The sequence below is a fragment of the Marinobacter sp. bablab_jr003 genome (genome assembly GCF_016464245.1).
In the GTDB taxonomy this organism is placed as follows: Bacteria; Pseudomonadota; Gammaproteobacteria; order Pseudomonadales; family Oleiphilaceae; genus Marinobacter; species Marinobacter vinifirmus.
This window is the reverse complement of the sequence record NZ_JADARC010000036.1, coordinates 112610-130895: the sequence shown is the minus strand read 5'-3', so window position 1 is coordinate 130895 and position 18286 is coordinate 112610. Positions and strand designations below refer to the sequence as shown.

General features: G+C 62.3%; 12 protein-coding genes. All 12 read right to left on the bottom strand.

Features of this window, described 5'->3' with window-relative positions; translation table 11 throughout:
• On the bottom strand, positions 1-1302 hold a 1302-nt coding region (gene tssI / locus H3Z84_RS02900), incomplete at its 3' end, for a type VI secretion system tip protein TssI/VgrG (protein WP_199456182.1).
• Between the two features lie 100 nt (positions 1303-1402).
• Positions 1403-4996, bottom strand: coding sequence for a type VI secretion system membrane subunit TssM (gene tssM / locus H3Z84_RS02895; protein WP_199456181.1), 3594 nt, complete (start codon positions 4994-4996; stop codon positions 1403-1405).
• 24 nt (positions 4997-5020) lie between these two features.
• Positions 5021-6466 (bottom strand): type VI secretion system protein TssA, encoded by a 1446-nt coding sequence (gene tssA / locus H3Z84_RS02890; protein ID WP_199456180.1) that lies wholly within the window; start codon positions 6464-6466, stop codon positions 5021-5023.
• Between the two features lie 12 nt (positions 6467-6478).
• Complete coding sequence (gene vasI / locus H3Z84_RS02885) at positions 6479-7120, bottom strand: type VI secretion system-associated protein VasI (RefSeq protein ID WP_058342061.1); 642 nt, start codon at positions 7118-7120, stop codon at positions 6479-6481.
• Complete coding sequence (locus H3Z84_RS02880; RefSeq protein WP_199456185.1) at positions 7117-8682, bottom strand: sigma-54 interaction domain-containing protein; 1566 nt, start codon at positions 8680-8682, stop codon at positions 7117-7119. Before H3Z84_RS02880 ends, vasI begins: the two co-directional genes overlap by 4 nt.
• A gap of 175 nt (positions 8683-8857) precedes the next feature.
• A complete protein-coding gene (gene tssH, locus H3Z84_RS02875; protein ID WP_199456179.1) occupies positions 8858-11536 on the bottom strand; it encodes a type VI secretion system ATPase TssH in 2679 nt (892 codons plus the stop codon).
• Entirely contained in the window at positions 11502-12323 is an 822-nt protein-coding gene (gene icmH, locus H3Z84_RS02870) for a type IVB secretion system protein IcmH/DotU (RefSeq protein ID WP_094624865.1), read from the bottom strand. The genes tssH and icmH overlap by 35 nt, the downstream gene beginning before the upstream one ends.
• 3 nt (positions 12324-12326) lie before the next feature.
• Positions 12327-13661, bottom strand: coding sequence for a type VI secretion system baseplate subunit TssK (gene tssK, locus H3Z84_RS02865; protein WP_199456178.1), 1335 nt, complete (start codon positions 13659-13661; stop codon positions 12327-12329).
• Entirely contained in the window at positions 13661-14194 is a 534-nt protein-coding gene (gene tssJ, locus H3Z84_RS02860) for a type VI secretion system lipoprotein TssJ (RefSeq protein WP_022988588.1), read from the bottom strand. The genes tssK and tssJ overlap by 1 nt, the downstream gene beginning before the upstream one ends.
• Positions 14194-15369: a type VI secretion system-associated FHA domain protein TagH gene (gene tagH / locus H3Z84_RS02855; RefSeq protein WP_199456177.1), complete on the bottom strand. Its 1176-nt coding sequence runs from the start codon at positions 15367-15369 to the stop codon at positions 14194-14196. The genes tssJ and tagH overlap by 1 nt, the downstream gene beginning before the upstream one ends.
• Before the next feature lie 17 nt (positions 15370-15386).
• Positions 15387-16403: a type VI secretion system baseplate subunit TssG gene (tssG, locus tag H3Z84_RS02850; RefSeq protein WP_199456176.1), complete on the bottom strand. Its 1017-nt coding sequence runs from the start codon at positions 16401-16403 to the stop codon at positions 15387-15389.
• Positions 16367-18139: a type VI secretion system baseplate subunit TssF gene (gene tssF / locus H3Z84_RS02845; RefSeq protein ID WP_199456175.1), complete on the bottom strand. Its 1773-nt coding sequence runs from the start codon at positions 18137-18139 to the stop codon at positions 16367-16369. Before tssF ends, tssG begins: the two co-directional genes overlap by 37 nt.
• Between the last annotated feature and the right edge of the window lie 147 nt (positions 18140-18286).

The window sequence follows — 18286 nt, the reverse complement described above, 5'->3', positions numbered from 1 at the left end:
TTCGTTGCCGATTCTGGGCAGGGCCATAAAGCCGTATTGGCCGCCGGCCCAGCCCTGGGCGACGCGCAGCCAGGCGCTGCTGTGTTCATCATTTTTTGAATAGCGATCCCACGGGAATCGGACTTTCACCCGGCCGTACTGATCGCAGTGGATCTCTTCACCCTCGGGGCCGGTGACGATGGCCATCTGAGGGCCGTCCATCATGGGTTTATGTTCACAAAGAGGGCGCCAGGTTTTGTCGGCCGGGATGGCGGTGAAGTCGTTGTGGTAACTGGTGGGTTCGCTGCCACCCTCTTCTTCCATGGCCTGGGGCTGTTTGCCGGTGTGGGTGATGGCGGTCAGCAGCCATTCCCGGTTCAGGCTCTGGCTGTCGTGTTCCTGCAACTCCACTTTGGCGCCGGGAGCGAAGTCCGGGCGGTTGCTTTTGCCGTTGGCCATGGACGCGTCGTTTCTAAGCGCATCCAGTTTGTTCTGGGTGAACGGCTGGCCGCTGGCGTCGGCCTTGTAGCGGCCGGGGTAGTCGTAGTGTTGATAATCTTCTCTGTGATTCACACCGGCTGCGCTGTATTCGTGAATTAGGGCATAGGCCGGGTTCTTGAAGGTGTAGTCCTTCATCGCCACGGAGGAAGCACGCACCCGCTCTTCGTAGGCAAAGCTGAACACGCAGGCTTGTTGGGTGCTGCCGCCGGCTTTGGTGTTGCAGGTCACAGGTTCCAGTTTCGGGGCATCGCCGTGGTGGTCGGCAATGATTAACGCTGGTTGCTCGTCGCCATCCACGCTGCCGTGCTGGTAGCGGTAGTGCCAGCCTTCTTCGGCGGCCAGTCGTTCCAGGAACTGCAGGTCGGTTTCCCGGTGCTGGACGCAGTATTCCCGTTCTTCCGGTGGGCGTTTGAAGTCAAAGATGGAATCCACAATGCCCCGCTCTTCGAGCAGGGTGCGCACGATGGCATCGGTGGTCTGGGTCTGGAAGACGCGGCTGTTGTGCATCAGGCCCAGACGCCATAACGGCGGCTGGATCACCACTTCGTAGCGGGTGCGGCGGTGGCCGGTGTCGCCGCGCATAAATTCGTTCACCACGCCGGTGAACCGGCGCAGGGGCTGGCCGTCCTGCCACACCACCAGGTCTACCGGCTGCTCCAGTACGTCGGCGGCGGCCACATCGGGGTCGGTGCTCGCCAGTTCTAACCGGCCATGAAACAAGGAAGACAGCTGTTCGGAAAGCTTAAAGCCAACTACCGAAAAGTGATCTGAGGGGAATTCGCCTACACGGGCGGTGAACTGCAATCCGCTTGCCTGGGGCATGACTTCGATCCCTGAAGAAAGACATGTCTGTTCAAACCCACACCATCCGGGTACGGGCTGCGATCAGCCCGGGCGTTCAGGCCCGGGCGCGGGCCATAGTCTAATACAAGCTGCGGGGTATTCGGTACCCTGCAAGCAGCTGCTGTGTGAACGGGTTGGTATTACTGGCGGCATGCAGGCGATAACGCATGGCGCCATCGTCTACGTTGAATTTTACGTCGACAGCGTTACTGCTCACGCCGGCAATCTCCGCTTTATCCAGCAGCCGGAACAGCGCCCAGGGACCGCTTTCAGAGATGCTGCGCGGCGAACGGTTAACCTGAACCGGCACCAGGGTAATACGGCTTTCCACCGAATCCCGCAGGGTGTTGGGCCATACCAGCGGTATGCTCTGGCGCGGGCCATGGGAGAACTCCACCAGCTGGCCGTCGATGTTCACTACCGCCCTGCGTTTGTTGTTGGTCAGGTTCAACGGTTCCAGGGCAAATTCCACATCCAGTGTACCGCTGCGGGTAAAAAAGGCCTGGCGGATCTGGCGGGCACGATCCAGGGCCGACACCACGTCACGCCGCACCAGACTGGCCCGGCGGGCGTCGCCCACGTGCTCCGGATGATCTTCCAGGAACAGCTTCAGGTTCTGGTTGTAGAAGGTTTCCAGAATGCCATCCGGAGCAAAGAAGCGTTCAAAATCCTGCAGGGCGGCATCACGGCCGGCACCGGCTGTGAACGGATAATGCCGGGCCAGGTTTTGCTGGAACGGCTGGTAAACCTCCCGGTACCACTCACGCTCCAACTGGGCCACCGCCCGGTCCAGCACCACCCGCCAGCTTTCCGAGGCCAGCCGGTTCAATATCCGGTTGAGCGGTTCCGGCTGGTGGTTCGCCATGCGCTGCAGGGTGAAGATCGGATCAGCCCCCTGCAGGCCCATGCGGGCCCGGGCCGCCGCCAGGGAGGCCTTGCCGGCATCCGGAGACTCCTGGATGTTGCGCAGGTACTCGTGCAACTCGCCGACCACCAGCATGATTTCTTCCAGCCCCGAAGGCTGTTCGCCCTGCTTGTCCGACAGGCGGTTCAGGTCCGAGAACTGCCGCTCAATATCCTGCAGCATGCGGTAGTGGGGCGACTGTTCCAGCAACTTGCGGGTGGCCTCGGCTTCCCCTTCGCCCACAGGAATCAGGCGGGTGTTGTTCTGTACCTGGGCCAACAAGCGAGTCAGGGGCTGGTGGCCGCTGGTCAGGCTTTCCAGCATGCGCACACCGTGGTTCAGGTCTTCAAACCGGTGGATATCCACCCGGCTGATGGCCGTGCGCCAGGCGTCTGCGTAGTTCTCTGCGTAAAGGGTTTGCAGACTGGCCAGCAGTTCTGCTTCATCCGCCTTGCTGAAGTCCACATCGTTGCGGCGGCCCAGTACCCAGGCATCCACCAGCGCCAGCTCGGTTACAGACCCGGACTTGCCCAGGAACCACTTCTCCAGGCCGTCACGGGTCAGCAGGGCCGGAATGGAGAGCGGATCTTCCGTGCCCGGCAGCTCATCGCCCAGCGGTTCGCCGTAGGCATCCAGCCGGGTGAACACCGTGGTGAAGGCAGGGCCTGAGCTGCGGGCCAGTTCCAGCGGGGCCTGGAATTCCCGGCCGGCTTCCACTTCCAGGTCACGGTAAACGCGATCGGGCGTGCTGATGCGGCCCAGCTCGTGCTGCGCCCACTGCACACTGCTGCGGAAGGGCGCCAGGGCCATGGCGGCGGTCTGGTCGCCGTCGGCAGCCATGCCGGCCAGGTCGGTGTGGGCCATGGCGTACTGCAGGTGGCCATACAGCCGGTTCTGTACATCCCGCTGGCCTGGGAAGCTCGACTGCCAGTATTCGCGCATATAGCCGGAGACAAGGTCACTGCGGCGACCGCTGGCATCGTAGAGCATACGAAGCACCCGAAGGTGTTCCAGCCGCTCGGTGCTGTCATCCGGCGCGCGACCCATTTCTTCCATCACGCCGAACATCAGGGCCGGAAGGTACTGGTAGGCCAGCATATCCAGGTAGGCGGCATCCACTTCCGGGCCGACCTTGTGGCCCTGGTACAACCCCATATCGGTAACCAGCGGCCACTCCTTGCGGTAATCACCGAAGGCCAGGGTGGCTTCCCGCAGCTGGTCCAGGGGCTGCAGCAGGTTGCGACCGGTGCTGTCCGGCTCATAACCCACCGGTTGCCAGTCGTTGATGAACGAGTTCACCCGGGTTTTCACCTGGGCAGCCGCCTCGGCGTTCTTGATGAAGTAATGCTGCCAGCCGGCGGTTACACCGGCACCAGCGCACAGGGCAACCATGGCGGCAAACGCCACCTTGCGCCGGCGCTTGCTGACAACCTTACGGTTATCGCCGGCCAGCCCGGCCTCCCGGTAAACGATGTCGGGAAACAGGTTGCGGGTGAACAGGCTGGCTGACTGCCCGCCACGCTGGGCCGGCTGAATCGGGCCGGTCACCTGGTAGTTACGGGCAGCGGCAGAGACAAAGGCATCTTCGGGCACGCCTTCCTGCAGAACCGAGGTAAAGAAAGTGCCGCGCACCAGTGCCGGAGTGGAGAAGGCATCGGCTGACAACAGGTCGGCCAGGAACTGTTCCATGGTCGACTTCAGGCCGGCCAGCTGGCGGGTAAAGGAATAGGCCGCTGCCCGCTCCTCGTTATCCCGGGTGTTCGCCAGCACGTCCGGCAGGCGTTGGGACAACTCCTCCACCATCTCACTGTAGCTGCCCGCAAACTGCTCCAGCCAGTGATCATGGTCCTGCTGGCTCTCCAGCCGGAAGGTAAAGCCCAGGGCTTTTTCCTTCTCGGCTTTCGACAGGGTTCGAACAAAGGGCGCAAAGCCGTACATCAGGTCCATTTTGGTGAAAGTGACATACACCGGCAGCCGTGACCCCAGCTGCTCCATCAGTTCCCGCAGCCGTGTGCGCAGCAGGATGGCATGGGCTTCCCGTTGCTGGTCGCTGGCGGTGCTCAGGCGCGCCAGGTCCACGGCCAGGATCACGCCGTTCAGCGGGCGCTGAGGCCGGCTGCGCTCCAGCCAGCCGATAAAGTGGTTCCACAGCCGGTTCTGGATCTCACCGGTGGCGCCCTCACCCTGGTTCTGGCTCAGCAGTTCACCATCCGGGTCGATCAGTACGCCGTTGTCACCAATCCACCAGTCAAAGCTGAACGGATTGCGGTCACCACGATTGTTACGGGTGACGTTGGTCAGGGTGTAAGTCTGCCCTGCCCGCTGAATCAGGCTGGTTTTGCCGGCACCTTCCAGCCCCATCACCAGGTACCAGGGCAAGCGGTAAAGTCCCTTGCGGCCCGGCAGGTTGCTCTTCAGGGCCTGTAACTGGCGGTCAAGCAAACGCTGCTGCCGGCGCTCCATGGGCAGGACAGGATCTTCCTGTTCCTGCTGTTCTTCGGCCTTGGCCTTGTTGACCTTGCCCAGCCGGCGCGCCAGGGCCATGCCCCAGAACACCACAACCAGAAGAATGACCCCAAGGGTAACCAGCGCCCGTATCTGCCAGGCCATCAGCGGGTATTCACCGTGGATTTCCAGCCTTGGCCCCAGCCACCAGGTGGCCACCAGCAAGGCAACCACGCCCAGTACCAGGGTGACCGGGGCGGCGTTACGAATGTATGGCAGAAGCCAACGACCAATGAGTAATGCTTTTCTCCACATGGTTTCCATTCCTGCGTTAGATGCGTGCGGGCGTTACGCCAGTCGTTCCAGTTGTTTGATCAGGCCCGGTTCCCAGTCTTCCAGGACCAGCCCCTGAACCTGGTTTTTCAGGTCCTGCAGGTGTTCGCCAGCCATGGTTTTCAGGCCGGTTTCTTTCAGCAAGCGGGCACTGGCCAGGCGCCAGTAGAAGCGCTCCCTCGGTTCCCTTGCCTCCGCCAGTCCCTGCTCCAGAAGCTCCATGGCCGAAGCCAGCTTATTCTGCCCCGCCAGCTCCAGCGCGCTGTCCAGAGCCTGCTCCCAGGCATTGGCCCCACCGCCACCACCCTTGGCGGAAACCGGCGTGGTGTGCAGCCAGTCGGCGGCCTGGTCACTGAGGAACGGGGTGCCGTCGTTAAACGTGAGTTCCGCCAGTTGCGGCAAACGTTCGACAAACGCTTTCAAGGCTTCCCGGATGGCCTCGGCGCAGTCGCCGTGGCCAAGGGCGGCGGCTACCCGGGCGCTCAACCAGTGGCCGTCGAGCCAGAACGGGCTTACCGACAGGCTTTGTTCAATGCGCTGCCAGAGTTCGTTGTCAGGCGTTTTCTCCAGTGCTTCCCGGTATTCCGACACCCGGTCGGCACTCACGGCGGCCAGGTCGGTGCGCTTGCCATCCCGGGTCGGTGGCAGGCTGGTAATGCTTTGCCAGATGGCATGGCGGCGCATCCGGTAACCCAGGGGATTGTCCGGCTCGGTGCCGGTCAGCAGTTCGGCCACTTTCAGCAGGCTCTGGCGGGTGGCCCGTTCATTACCGGGGTCCAGGGTGAGGTTGCCCAGAGCTGCCGGTGTCGTCGCTGAAGCCGCAGGTTTAGGGCTTGCCGGGCCCTGGGTCGTGCCCGCCGGCGTCGAAGCGGGTTCTGTTGCGCTCTGGCTACCGGTGGGCTGATCCTGCCGGGGCAGTTTCTCTACAGTACGTTTGAAGTCAAACAGAACATCATCCGGCAAATCCCGCGCCCGGGCCTGGTCATCCAGCCGGGTAATCAGGTCCAGGCAGAACTGCCGGCCATCGCCGGCACTGGCATCAAACACCAGGCTTTCCACCGGTTTCAGGGCGCGCTGCAGTATCTGGGTGAACAGCATTTTCCGGGCCCTCTGGCCCTTTGCTCCGGGGTAAGGCCACGCTGTTTCCCACCAGTCGTCCAGCACCCGGTGCAGCAGATACAGAGACAGCACAAAGCGTTCGCCGTCCCCACCCCGCTGCAGGCTCACCATCAGAAACCCGAGCACCTTGATATCCTTGCTGCGGTCCGCCAGCAGCTGCAGCGCCACGCTTTCCACTTTGTTCCAGTCGATATCGTTGTGGGCCAGCGAACCCACCTTCATTACTTCGTCTTCCAGAAACTCCAGTGCGCTGTCCTCGGCCAGGCTTTCACCCACGGCAGACTCACCCGGGATAGCGCCAAGCACCTGGTCTACGTACGGATGTTGTTCGATCACCTGCATCACATTGCTCCCTTACCAGCCACAGGCCTGACGCAAAGGCTTGATGGCCTCCGCGTAGCCGGTGAGGTCAAACAACAGACCATCCAGCTCTGCCACATCGGCCTGAACCCGGGTATCCGGCTCCCGAACCATGGCCAGAACGGTGCGAATAGCGGGCAGGCCACGGCCAGCACTGACCACCAGCCCTTCATCCCGCACCCGCCACCAGGCGCGTTCAGCACTCAGGGCCACATTGACCCGCTCCCGGTTAATCGGCTCCGGCAGCATGACCGCAAGTTCGGTGATGTTGTTGTGGCATTGCAGGGTCAGTACCGGGCGCGGGGGCTTTGCTCCCAGGGCGGTCACGGTGACCAGGTGCCCGGCGGTTGCCCCGGTGTTCCGGTAAATCACCCCGGAGGCATCGCCCTTACCAGCCAGGGCAAAGGCCTGGCGCCAGCGTTCGGAGCGGTTCACCCGAGGCTCTCCGGCACCCGGCTGATAAAGGGCCAGCGGTGTGGCAAAAACCTCGTCAAAACAGGCCAGCCGCTCCAGCCGGTTGGCTTCTTCAGTGCAGGCCTCGGCCGCGGTCAGGCGCGGATCGGCGACGCCATGGCTGCTGGCACACAGCATGGCCAGGGCCAGCAGGCCAGTTCGAACAGGGTCTTTCAGGGTCATAGGTCAGTTACCTGATACTTCAGACATTTATGGGCCAGGGTGCGCTTCGGCAAACCCAGGCTTTCGGCCGCCTGGGCACGGTTGCCGCCGTACTGGCGCAGGCGGTCACGGATGATGGCGGCTTCAAAGGCCTGGGAGGCCGCTTTCAGGTCGCGGATGTCGTCGACTCCCGGCACCCCCGGCACGGTTTTGGGCTCCACGCTTGCCGTCAGGGGCTGGCCGGGTTCGGCAAACAGATCATCCAGGCGCAGTACATCGGGCTGGATGTCATCACCGGCGGGGGTTTGCAGGCAGGCCAGTTCCACGATGTTGCGCAGTTCCCGCACGTTACCGGGGAAGTTGTAACCGGCCAGCGTGTGCAGGGCGTGGCTGCTGATACCCAAAGGGCCGCTGCCTTCACGCTCGGTATACAGGCGGATGAAATGCCGGCTCAGGGCTTCCAGGTCTTCAGTGCGCTCCCGCAGGGGGTTGACCCGCAGCGGGAACTGGCTGAGGCGGTAGAACAGGTCCCGGCGAAAGCGGCCATCTTCGATGCCTTCCTGAAGGGGCTGATGGGTTGCCGCTACCAACCGGAAGTCGGAGTGCTGTTCATCCCGGGCACCCAGGGGGCGGAACTGGCGGCTTTCCAGCACCCGCAGCAGTTTCGATTGCAAGGCCATGGGCATGTCGCCGATTTCATCCAGGAACAGGGTGCCGCCGTTGGCCCGGGCCAGCAGGCCTTCCTTGGCCTGGTCCGCACCGGAGAAGGCACCCTTGGTGTGACCGAACAGTTCGCTTTCCAGCAAGCTGTCCGGGATGGCGGCACAGTTGACCACCACCATGGGGCCGTTGGCCCGATCAGACATGTCATGGATACCCCGGGCCACCACGTCTTTGCCGCAGCCGGTTTCGCCCTGGATCAGCACGGACAGCTGGCTGCCGGCGGCACGTACCACCTGGGCTCGCAGGTTGGTCATGGCTTCAGAGTTACCAACCAGGGTGTGGGCCAGTTGTTCGCAGCGCTGGCGCAGGGTTTCGGCGTCGTGCAGGTGGTCCAGGGAGCGCTTGAGCAGCCGCCGCTGCCAGACCTGGTCGCGGGTTTGCAGTTGGCTGATCCACTGGTGCACCAGCAGTTGTTTGATGCCGGCGTACAGGGGCTGGCCGACGATGCCTTGCCAGTCCGGGTGGTCGCCACACAGTACGAGCATTCCGAGCGTGCGGCCATCTGCGCCTTTTAACGGTTCCAGCCAGAAACTTCTCGGGCGCCCACTGAGTTCCAGGAGGTTCTGGAAGCCGGCGTGATCCAGGCGGTAGCTGGCGGCGCGGGTGAGTTCCCGCGGCTGGCCGGTTTGCAGCACGTGGGCGAAGGGGTGGCTGAAGTCGTTACAGTCGAATTCGCCCGCTTCGTCCAGTTTGCCGCAGTGGAGGGTTCGGCCGCTGAGGTCGAGTTCCAGTGCCCAGCATTTGCTGAGCCCGAAGGCGTTTTCGAGTTGGCGGGTGGCGGTATTCAACAGCGCCGGCAGGGTATCCTGTTTGATGAGTGCCACCGCCAGGTCTATGCCGGTGTGCAGTTCCTTCTGCATCCGTCCCATTTTTTGTGTTTCCATCTGGGTTGATTGGAGATTGCCGCCCGCACACCGTGGGGTTGAGCTTTCCAAAACACGCTGTGAATACATCCCTGTACGCTCTGCTCCGCCATCCCTGGCTACGCAAGGTTTTGGAAAGCTCAACCCCACGGTGCGCTCCTTCTCAGTCAGCCTACGCGACTGTTCCTGTGAACCGGTTTTCTTCGACACCCAGAGTGACCTTGGTTACCGGCTCCCTTGCCGCCAGTTTTTCAAGCAGCGCCAGGGACACCGGTGGCAATAGTTCGCCTTCGATGATCGACTCCAGCATCCTTGCACCGTTTTCGCTTCGGGTGGCGCGGCTGCGGATGGCTTCTACCAGGCCGCCTTCCAGCTCCACCTCGGTGTGGTAACGGGCTTTGATCTGCTCGGCCAGGCGCTGGAGTTTGTCGCCGACTATGCGGTTGAGGGTGTCTTCGCCCAGCGGCAGGTAGGGCACTACTTCCATTCGTGCCAGCAGCGCGGGTTTGAAGAAGTTGGCCAGTTCCGGGTACAGGGCTTCTTCGATCTTTTCCGGTTCTTCGGCGTGGTTGACGATGGTCTGGTAGCCGAGGTTGGAGGTGAGGAAGAAGACGACGTTTTTGCAGTCGATCAACCGGCCTTCGCCGTCCGCCAGTTCGCCTTTGTCGAAGGCCTGGTAGAACAGGTTGAGAACTTCCGGGTGGGCTTTTTCGACTTCGTCGAGCAGCACCACGGAATAAGGCTTCTGGCGGATGGCTTCGGTGAGGATGCCGCCTTCGCCAAAGCCGACGTAGCCCGGGGGTGAACCGATCAGGCGGGAGACGGTGTGTTTCTCCTGGTATTCGGACATGTTGATGGTGGTGAGGAACTGGCGGCCGCCGTAGAGCAGTTCGGACAGTTGCACTACGGTTTCGGTTTTGCCCACGCCGCTGGGGCCCACCAGCAGGAAGGCGCCCATGGGGCGGCCCGGCCGGCGCAGGTCGGCGCGGGCGGTGAGCAGGTGCTGGTGCAGGCAGTCTATGGCGGTGTCCTGGCCTTTGATGTGGGCCTGCAGGTAGGCCGGCAAGTGGGTGATTTTTTGCAGTTCGTCGGTGGTCATGCGGTTGACCGGGATGCCGGTCCAGTCGGCGATGACTTCGGCGACCTGGCGAGCGTCCACGCGGGCATGGACCAGGGGTTCATCAGCTTGCAGCTCGGCCAGTTCCTGTTCGATGGCGGCGGCTTCGCTTTTCAGGTCCGGGCGCTCTTCGGTTTCCAGATCAGCAGCGTTTTCATCTGCTTCTGCCCCAGGCTGTTCACCGGTCAGCAGCTGTTCGCGGATTTCGACCAGTCGGGCTACCAGTTCTCGCTGGTCGTTCCAGCTTTGCTCCAGGGCTTCGGCTTCGGCGGTCAGGTCGGCAATGAGTTGTTCAAGTTCCTGTTCCCGCTCGGTGTCGACGTTCTGGCCCAGGGCGTGTTCCCGGCTCAGCAGGTCCTGCTCCATGGCCAGCTGGTGCAGCTCACTGCGCACGTGGCTCAGGCGCCGTGGCGGGGTGCTCAGGTTCAGGCTGACCCGGGCGCAGGCGGTATCCAGTACGTCGATGGCTTTGTCCGGCAGCTGCCGGCCCGCCAGGTAACGGGCAGACATTTCCGAGGCGGCTTTCAGGGCGCTGTCGGCGACCAGTACCTGGTGGGCTTTTTCGTAGACGGTACGCAGGCCGCGAAGGATGTGCACGGCTTCGCCCGGGGTCGGCTCGTCCAGGGCAACCGGCTGGAAGCGGCGGCTGAGGGCCGGGTCTTTCTCGAAGTATTTCTTGTATTCGCGCCAGGTGGTGGCGGCGATGGTGCGAAGCTCGCCCCGGGCCAGGGCTGGCTTGAGCAGGTTGGCAGCGTCGGAGCCGCCTTCGCTGTTGCCGGCGCCAATCAGGGTGTGGGCTTCGTCGATGAACAGGATGATTGGCGTAACCGAACCTTTCACGGCTTCGATCACGCCCTTCAGGCGCTTCTCGAACTCGCCTTTAACGGAAGCCCCGGCCTGCAGGGCGCCCATGTCCAGGGTCCAGAGTTCGACGTTTTTCAGACGGTCCGGTACGTCGCCGTTCACGATGCGCAGAGCCAGGCCTTCCACCAGGGCGCTTTTGCCCACGCCGGCATCACCCACCACAATGGGGTTGTTCTTGCGGCGGCGGCAGAGGATGTCGATCATCTGGTCGATCTCGGCATCCCGGCATACCACCGGGTCCAGTTTTTCTTCCCGGGCCAGTTTGGTGAAGTCAGTGGCGTAGCGCTTGAGCGGGTCCATATCGGCATCTGCCACGGGCCGGGCAGCGCCGTTTCCAGAAAGTTGCGGGCGCTCAACGGAACCTTCAGTCACCCGGTCAAACTGCTTGCGCAGCTGTTCCCGGTTGATGTCCACCAGCGCCTGCGCCACCCGGGTCATCAGGTAGCGGTCGGCATTCGTTAGCAAGGCCAGGAACACCGAACCCGAGCGCAGTTCGGTGTGACCCAGCTCGGTGGAGGCCAGCAGCCAGGCGTCCTGCATCAGTTCCACCAGCAGCGGCGAGAAGGAGGGATAGGGCTCGGCACTTTGCGCTTCGCCATTCAGACTGTCGCCTACTAATGGCTGCAGTTGCTGGTGGTTGATGCCGGTGTGTTCCAGGATCTGGCGGACGTCAGAAAACGGTGTTTCCAGCAGCTTGAACAGCAGGTGCGCCGGGGTAATCTCGGCGCCCTGACGGCTGATGCACAGGGCGGCGGAGGCTTCCAGGGCCTGGCGTGAAATGTCGTTGAGGCGCCCAATCAGCGCCGGCAGTTCTACCCGAATCACAGTGATGTCCTTATTTCGGTAGTTGGTCCAGTACGCTGAGCACATCCCTGATGCGTTCGTTCAGCGCAATGTTGTACAAGTGATAAATCCCGGCCATGGCCGCCACAAACAACCCGCCAATCAGCCAGGCGGGCAACCCGGTGCGCAACCGGTTACGGGCAGGGGCCAGGTTTGCCAAGGCATCGGTCAGCGGCCGGGGTTCCCGGTCACCGCGCAGTTCCCGCAGCTGTTCGTACAGGCCCCGGACAATCTTCTCGTATTCATCGCGGCCGTTTTCCATCACCTTGTAACGGCCCTCAAAACCCAGGCACAGGCACAGGTAGATGAAACCCAGCATGTCCCGGTAGCGCTCCGGCTCTTTTTCCATCCGGGCCAGGATGGCGAACACCTTCTCACCACCCCAGGTTTCGTTGTGGAAACGGGACAACAGGGAGTGTTGTGACCACACACTGTGGGCGCCCCAGTCGGTGCCCAGCACCGCTTCGTCGATAAATGCGCACAGCACATAGCGGTATGCCACCACCGTGGGGCGTTCGTAGCCCTGCTCCACCAGTTCACGGTCGATGGCCGCCACTTCGTCGGTTACCTGCTGGTACAGGCTTTCCACATCCCGGAAATCCGCCAGCCGGCGAACCCGGATAACCAGCCCCAGCAGCGGTGTCGCCGCGTCGATCAGGCGGTTTTCTTCCTGCCCCCGCAGCTGGAATCCGCTGTTGGCAAAGTCATTGCGGGAACCCGGGCTGTCGTTGTCGGCAAACAGAAGGTCACTGAATGCACGATCACCCGAATCCCTGGTGCTGCGCGGTCTGTCCATTACCGGTGCATCTGCCATGATCTAGCTCCTGATTGCCCAGAATTGCATTTCCAGCCCCGGGTAACTGCCGGCCACATGGAAGGCGAAGCCGCTGGCGTTATCGAGCATCTGCCAGGCCTGGCTCTGGTCGTCCAGCCGGAAGTACACAAAACCGGCGTGATACGGCAACTGGCGCGGCGCCACCGGCAAGGCAGACAGCGGAATGCCAGGCAGCTGCAGACTGATGAGATCGCGGATTCTCTCCACCGAGGCCACCTTGCACTGCTGCACAAACTGTTTGCGCAGGTCGTCCAGCGGCATGTCGGCCTTCACCGCCAGGATGAACTCGGCATCCCTGATCAGCTGGCCATCCTGGACCGGTGCCACTGTCAGGCCGTACTGGCGCTGCTGCAGGGCAATCGACAAGGCCCGCGGCTCCAGAACGGTACTCAGGGCCTGCCGCAGAATCTGCATCAGCGGGCTGAAACACGCCACTGGCAGGTCGTGGTCGTAGGGGGTGAACTCCCTTGGCAACCGGCTTTCGTCGGTGAAGGTCACCAGCTCGCCGCAGAGTTCCAGCAACACTTCATACAGCCGTTCCGGATGCAACTGGCGCAGCCGGGCCAGGTGCATAAACCGGGGGTGGGCACGGTTCAGCATCTGCAACAACATGAAGTCCGACACATCCGCCACACCACCCTGCCCCGGCGCACCCACGCGTTCGGCGATGTTGCGGGCCCGCTCCTGCATCAGCCCGGCCATCTCTCCGACAAACCGCTGAAGCCGGGGCGCGGAACGCACACTGAGCATGGTGGGCAGGAAGTTCGGATCCATCACCAGGCTGCCATCCGGGCGCTTTTCCAGGATCCGGCCAACGGCAAGGCTGGCGTAGGCACTGCGGTCTTCCCGCTCCAGCATCAACCGCGGCGCCACCCGGCCCACATCGATGCTGTGGGCATCGCCATCCACCGAATGCAGGTCGCGGATTTCTACAGCCTGGGCCCGGAACCGGCCGGCGACCGGGGCATCCGGCCATTCCACTTCTGCCAGGGTATCGCTGCCCAGGGGCAGTGCCAGGAACACCACCTGGTTGGCCACCGAGGCATCGGTGATTTCCAGGGGCTCCGGCATTACGTCGTCCTGGGGCAGGTTGAACCGGGTGCCGTCCGGAAACAGCCCGCAGGCCCGCACCAGCCCGACCCGGCCAAAGCTCAGGTACTCGGCGTTCAGTTCCAGGTCACTGAAGCCATACAGGTAGTCAGACACCGCCAGCGCCCGCTCGTTAATCTGGTGTTCCAGGTATCTTTGTTGCTGCTGGAAATGCTGGGGTTTGATGAACAGCCCGTCACTCCAGACCACTCGGTTGGTGACTGCCATCAGCTTTCATCCGAACGTGTCAGTTTCACTTCCCGCTCGCGCAGGTTGACCAGCAGGTGGTAGCGGCCGCCAATGGGGTCCACCCTGACCACCTTTTTCCACTGGGACAGGTTGGGGTAGGCATAGAAAGCAATCACAGCGATAAACCGGGTGTCCTTGCTGATTTCGAACGGCTCCACAAACTTGAACTGGCCCGGCACCAGGGTGTAATCGCTGTGGTCCACATAGTTGCGGCCCAGGGAATCTTCCAGGTCGGTCAGCAGCTGGTCGAAATCACCGGCCATCAGCAGCGAGCTGTCCCGCAACTCGATGATCTGGAACGCGATGGGTGTGGGCGCCAGGGATTCGTTCGGGTTTACATTCGGTTCCGCCAGCATGGTCAGGTCCACGCGGCTGGGCAGGTCTTCCGGATAGCCCACGGGAATGTCGGGATCCCACAGCACCTTGGCGGTCTTGGTCACCGCGTTGTACGGGGTGCTGCACCCCACCATCAACATAACAACCGCCAGCAAGCTCCATTTGCAGTACTTCATCAAACATTCTCCCTCTGTAGTTGGCGCAGATGCTGGTCATAAGCCTGGTCGAACACCTCCTGGAAGAGGCGCTCGAAACCCTGCTGACGACTGGATCTGAGTTCGCGGTAATAGTGTTGGTACATGTTCCAGGCCCAGCGGCCTTCGTCTTCGTTGTCTTGCAGGCCACGGCGGTAACCGTGGAACCGGCGCAACAGGGCCTCCGGTGAGAAGGCATAAAGAATCGCTTCCAGGGCTTCCCGAATGGCTTCACGGGTGGCCTGCTGATGATGGTTCAGGCTCTCCAGGCTTTCCCGAACTGCAGCCGGGGCAGACAAGTGCACCGGGCTGCGCTCGGCGGCAAACAGGGTCTGCATGGTGCAGGTGTAGTCGTCACCCAGGCGCAACGGGTTGTCTTCAATCGGCTGCAGGCGGGTGCGCAGGGCCCGGTGCCGCGAATCTTCACCCTGATGCAGGGCCAGCAGGCCTTCGACCGTGGCTTTCAGGGTCTGGCCGGCCTCTTCCAGAAACAGGCGCATTTCATCGCTGTCGGCAAAGTCAATCTCGGCTTCCATACCGCGCATCAGGGGGGCACCGCTGATGTGTTGCCGGCTGGTGTCTTTGGCTTCCCGACTCTGTTCCGTGGACTCTGACATGCCCTGTCGCTCCTGTGTGTTTGGCCAGGGAGCCAGCGGGTCTTCGCTGATCGGCTCCCCCGCCGGGGTGTGCAGTCCCTCAAGAGGCTCGCGGCCATCCGGCAGCGCCTGGCCGGATTCCGACCGCAACAACGAGCCTTCGGCTACATCCACCAGTTGTCTATGCTGGCCGGCGTCTTCTTCCATCCCGCTGTTAACGGCCGCCTCGCCATTGAGCTCTGCCCGCATCCGGTACCGGCCAATGGTGAGTGTGTCACCATGGTTCAGCCGCGCCCTGCGGCCCCGGCCAACAGGCTGGCTGCTGCTGTTGATGTAGGTTCGGCCGCTACGGTCGATCAAGCAGAAGCCGCCATCCAGGTAACGAACCTCGGCATGGCCGGCTACAGCGCCGGTGCGATGGGGCGACAACCGCCAGGTATCGTTGGCGGCCGTGCCGATAGAGCCGCCACCGGTACTGAATTTGTGTTCAATGCTGGCACCACCGCCGGTTTCGGTCGGGTTGATGATCACCAGGGTTAATGCTGCTGTCCGGTTTGACACCTGTCTGGCTCCTTGCCTTATCGTCGTATCTGGATGCGCACCGCCGGGCGTTCACGGGCCCGCTCCGGTGTTACAAATGAATTCCAGCCGAGGCGCACATCCTCGCCCAGCTGCATGGGCCGGATATCCTTGGGCCGCATCTGCAGTTCCAGGTCGTAGGCCAGCTGCTCCCGGGTGGTGAATTCCACCAGCTTCACCAGCCGCTCATGGTCACGGCCGTTGGGCAGGAAATCCGCAAAGCGGCGCCGGCTCAGGTTGCGCAGGCGCAGGATAAACTTGCCGCTGCGGTCCCGGATGCTGGAGCCCACCAGGGTGTCCTGGCCCAGGCTGGCATTGGCCTGACCCAGCCGTGTTTGCTGGTCTGGCCCGATGGCCACCTTACGCAACACCCACTGTTCGATGCTGACGTCTTCCAGGTCGAAACAATGTGCGACAATGCCGCTGACCACTTCCGGCGACCGGCTGCGGCCCGCCATCTGGCCGGCGTAGGCCAGCATCTTGGACCAGTTGACCGGCGTGGCTTCCCGCAGACGGCTGTCACCCAGCCCCACCAGGGCAAACACCAGTTCGGAAAAGCCGTCGCTGGCACCCGGCTGAAACCGCACGTAATACCGGTACTTGCGCCAGGCCCGGTGAAACAGGGTCACCAGCCGGTGATTGAAAAAATCCAGGAAGTGCCGGCGCACCCCCAGATCCTGGCCCGCTTCCCAGGCCAGGTCCTCCAGGTAGTACCCGGGCAGTGGCGACTGGGAGCCATGCAGGCCGAGAAAGCTCACTTCCATCTGGTAAGGCGCGTGTTCATGTTCCGGCGACAGGGCCGAAACCACATCACTGCCCGGAAAGCCCAGACCGGCCGAGGCCGAGAACCGGATACGCTCCTGCCGGGGCTCGCCGTTGCCGGAGTTTTCCAGGTCGTCGCCGTGGTGCCGGTGAATCAGGTCCACCAGCTGGAAAAAACTGTAACGCCGCGCGTTGCCGAGGACAGGTTCCAGCCCGGCTACATCAGCGGCTGCTGACCTTGCTGTAACGTCCATGTGTACCGTTCCTGGTTGTCTGTATTCACCACTTCCAGCTGGTGAAAGGCATTAATGCTCGCGTAAAGCGCAAAGAACTGACTCAGTACCGTGCCGAACAGGTACAGATCGCCCTCGCTGCCGAAATTCTGCTGATCCAGCTTCAGCACCGAACGAATGCCCCGCACCGGCAAGCCACGCACCATGCGGTCCACCGGCTGGGTAGTGATTTCGCTGATACCCGCCAACCGCTTCTGGGAAACCCGTTCCGCCTGCCGGTCGACCAAGGCCCGGAAGTCGTACACCCGCAGTACCGTGCGCAGGGCATCCACATCCAGCATGGACAAGTAGTTCAGGGACAGATTGGAAATCAGCGTCCACAACAGGCTACCATCCAATGTTGGCCGCAGCGTGGCCGTGGGCCGGGTAATGTTGCTGAACGAGGCAAACGCCGGCGTGGTCTCGGTGGCCATGCAGATCTCCCCCACCGCCAGTTGCTGGGGCAGCTGCCGGTTGGTACAGATCAATGTCAGCGACACCGCTTCCTGCCGGTTCATACAGTCCGACTCGTCACCCCGGACAAACGAAATGTAGTGATCAAAGCCATCGCCCCGAACGCTCTCCCGGGTACGCACCCGGTAATACAGCGCGGTACGGCCACGGTCCCGCTCCACCTCGTGCTGGAAACTCTCGAACGCGGTATACAGCCTGGGCTCACCGCGCCCGGAACGCCCTTCCAGCCAGCCTTCCACCTGCTCGATACTGAACACTTCAAAATGCTCCGGGCAGCGGCTGGAGGGCGAAATACGGTACTCGGTCTGCCGGCCGTTCAGATCCACCGGCTCCCCTTCGTGGCTGAACAGATTCACCGCCGGCGTGCAGTACAGCTGCATGGAATCCCGGGTAACCCGGGCATCCGGTGGCAGAATCCGCCTGAAATGAAAACGCAGACTGATCTCATCCGCCTGCACCGCCGGCAAACGGGACTTCAGCCCGCCGATATCCACAAACCGGAAAGCCTCCGGAAAGCTCAGGTACTCCTGGATAATGCGGTACCCGGCATAGGCATTCTTCGGATACGGCAAAATCGCCTCATCCGCCGCAAAACCCACCGGCTGCAACAGCGACGACGGCAGGTTGTAGACGTTCTCGCCCACCACCAACTCCATACGGCTGAGGTAATGGTTCAGCCACAGGTACAGGGTTTCAGCGGTGTGGTTATCCCCACCCAGATAGAACCGCAGGCTGTCCAGCCCCAGACCATTCAACGGCTGGTCCGTATGCAGGGCCAGGTCGACGGTAACGGAAGACACTTCCCGGGAATGCTCGGCATGGGCCTCCGCCACACTGACCGGAAAGATATCCACAGCCCGGCAGGTACGGAACCGGCACTGAGTCTGGCGGCTGGCTTCGCCCAGGGGCCGGCTCTTGATTTCGGTATAGCGCTCCACCGTTTGCCGTTCGCTGATCGCGTGCAGTTGCGGGTCAAAGCGCATAATGGTGCAGCTGGGCACCGGCCGTAGATAATTCGGCCAGAGCATGTTCAGCAGCGAATGGGTCAGCTCAGGAAACTCGTCCTCAACCTTCTCCCGCAATTTGCCGGTCAGAAAGGCAAAGCCTTCCAGCAGCCGTTCCACATCGGGGTCGGTGCTTTGCTCGGACAAAAAGCGGGTAAGCTGCGGATGCGCCTCGGCAAATTCCCTGCCCTGCAACCGCAGAAAGCTCAACTCATCCCTGTAGAACCTGTTCAACTTCATTGTTTACTGCACCTTGTTACTGCACCCTTACTTCGGCCTGTCTGGCTCCGAGCCAGGATGAGGGTAGGCCTTCCAAAAGACGCTTCAAGCCCGTCCGTGGGACGCTTGAGCTCCGCCATCCATGGCTCCGCACACTTTTGGAAAGGC